Here is a 2,391-nt window from a genome sequence, read left to right as displayed (position 1 = left end):
GCACGTCGGAGATCCAGCGCAACATCATCGCCGAACGAGTGCTCGGTCTGCCGCGCAACTAGTCTCGCGAGCCGGCGGCCGTCGCGTCGCGCGACGTGACATGCGCCCCGTAATTCCCTTGTGTCACCGGAAGTTTAGGTGTGGCTTTGTGCCCGCCTCGCAGCGACAAATTCGTGTCGGCGGGCAGTTGTCGCTGTGAGGCGGGCACAAAGCCACACCCCGCCCCGCAGCTACGGGCGTGACGGATGCTGCTAAACGCGCTACAGCTGTGCCAGCCGGGGCGCGAACCCGTTGGCCCGCAACGCCGCCCCGGCCTCCCGCGTCAGTTCCCGGGCGCTGCCGAGCAGGCCGTCCAGGATCAGCGACCGCTTGATGTGACGGTGCAGTTGGTGCTCGGCGGTGAAGCCGATGCCGCCCAGCACCTGCTGGCAGTGCCGCGCGGCGGTCAGCGCCGCCTGGCCCGACGCGGCCTTGGCCAGCAGGGCGGCCAGCCCGCCGGGATCGTCCGGGGCGCCCGGGGCGGCCTGCAGGGTCGCCTCGGCGCCCTCGATCGCGACCAGCGTCTCGGCCAGCCGGTGCCGGATCGCCTGGAACGAGCCGATGGGCCGGCCGAACTGGACGCGGTCCAGGGCGTGCCGGCGCGCCAGCGAGAGCATGGCCCGGCTGGAGCCGACCAGCCACCACCCCACCGCCAGCCGGCCAGCGCCCAGGGCGGCACCGGGCAGTGGATCCGCGTGTGGCGCCCGGTGTATCGGCAGTTCGCCGTCGAGCGCCGTAGTCGGGCCGTCGTCACGTTCCCACGTCACCCAGGAGCCGCCCGCGAACGGCAGCGGCAGACGCCCCCCGGGCGCGCCCCCCGACGCCCGCAGCATCACGTCGTTGAGCACCGGGGCGTGCGCGCCCGTCTCACCGAGCAGCCGGAACACCAACGGGACTGCCAGGTCTGGCATTTCGTCGAGCATGTCGAACCAGCCGAGGCCGGCCAGGGCCGCGTCGAGCTCGGCGCCCGAGGCCGCGGCCATCGTGGTGCGCAGCGAGTCGGTCAGGAGCGCCAGTGACTCGGGATCGGTGAAGTCGGCCACGTCACTCCTTCCCGAGGTCCAGCAGCCGGCGGGCGATGATGTTGCGCTGGATCTCGGCCGTGCCGCCGTAGACGGTCGCCGCGCGCGAGTACAGGTACTCCGACCGCCACGGCGTGTCGTCGAGTTCGAGGGTTCCGGGCAGCAGGTCGCGGACGGTGTCGTAAAGGCGTTGCTCGGCGCCCGCCAGCAGCACCTTGTCGACGGAGGTGTCCGGCCCCAGCCGCGCCCCGTCGCGCAGCCGGTGCTGGGTGCCGCGAGACCGGCAGCGCAACGTGTGCAGCGCCAGATAGGCTGCGCCGAGCGCGGATTCGTCGGGCTCGCGTGCCTCGGCGATGAGTTCGTCGAACCGTGCGTACAGGTAGGCGATGCGCTGCCAGAAGCAGGTGGAACGTTCGTAGGGGAGCAGGTCCATCGCCAGCCGCCAGCCGTCCCCGGGGCGGCCGAGCATGCGGCTGCCGGGTATCACCACGTCGTCGTAGTACACCTCGCAGAACTCGTCGACCCCGTGCATCGTGCGGAGCGGCCGGATGGTGATGCCGGGGGTGTCCAGGTCGACGAAGAACGCGGTGATGCCGTCGTGACCCGGCGCGGTCCTGGTCAGCAGGACGCAGCGGGTGGAGAACTGCGCAAAGCTGGTCCACACCTTCTGGCCGTTGACGATCCAGTTGTCCCCGTCGGCGACGGCACGGGTGCTCAGCGAGGCCAGGTCGCTGCCGGAGCCCGGTTCGGAAAAGCCCTGACACCAGTGCTCTTGGCCGCTGAGCAGGCGCGGCACCATCTCCGCGGCGAGTTCGGCCGGGGCGTAGTCGATCATGGTGGGCGCGAGCACCTCGAGCATCGAATACGGGCCGGGTTCGGCCAGCCGGCGCCCGACCACCTCCTCGCCGACGATCGCGCGCAGCACCGCGGGGCCACCCAGTCCGCCGACTTGCACCGGCCAGCCGTAGCGCATCCAGTCGGCGTCGTAGAGCGCCCGGCTGACCCGGGCCATCTGCGTCATGTGGCCCTGCAGCGTGTGATCCGGCCCGGGGGTCAGGTCATTGTCGTCGAGCCATGCGCGCAGGCCCGCGCGGAACTCCTCGACATTCACCGCGCTGTCGTTGCGCCGTCGCCCGCGGGACGCCCGATGGCGTGCGGGCGCCCGGAGTCGTGCACGCCGCTGCGTCGGATGAACGTCATGGCGCGGGTTTTCAGCCGCCACCCGGCGGGCGTCCGGGAGTAGGTGTCGCGGTAGTAGCCGATGCGCATGTCGTGGGTGGCGTGGTCGATGAAGCACAGCGGCTGGGTCCCGCTGGCCGAATCGCCGTCG

General features: G+C 71.6%; 2 protein-coding genes and 1 pseudogene. All 3 read right to left on the bottom strand.

Going from position 1 to position 2,391, the window contains the following annotated elements:
* Positions 1–260: 260 nt before the first annotated feature.
* Complete coding sequence (locus AC2VOR_RS07015; RefSeq protein WP_369741439.1) at positions 261–1,022, bottom strand: acyl-CoA dehydrogenase family protein; 762 nt, start codon at positions 1,020–1,022, stop codon at positions 261–263.
* 61 nt (positions 1,023–1,083) lie between these two features.
* Positions 1,084–2,172, bottom strand: coding sequence for an acyl-CoA dehydrogenase family protein (locus AC2VOR_RS07010; protein ID WP_486963458.1), 1,089 nt, complete (start codon positions 2,170–2,172; stop codon positions 1,084–1,086).
* Positions 2,169–2,391, bottom strand: a pseudogene (locus tag AC2VOR_RS07005) (nuclear transport factor 2 family protein); the annotation flags it as partial. The pseudogene AC2VOR_RS07005 and the gene AC2VOR_RS07010, both read right to left, overlap by 4 nt.

The sequence above is a fragment of the Mycobacterium sp. TH-M103 genome (assembly GCF_057473785.1).
The sequence above is the reverse complement of the archived record's forward strand: the minus strand, read 5'-3'. Positions and strand labels throughout refer to the sequence as shown.

Coding starts and splice junctions, on each gene's coding strand:
- AC2VOR_RS07015 (WP_369741439.1), bottom strand. CDS start 1,022: ATGGCCGCGGCCTCGGGCGCCGAGCTCGACGCGGCCCTGGCCGGCCTC.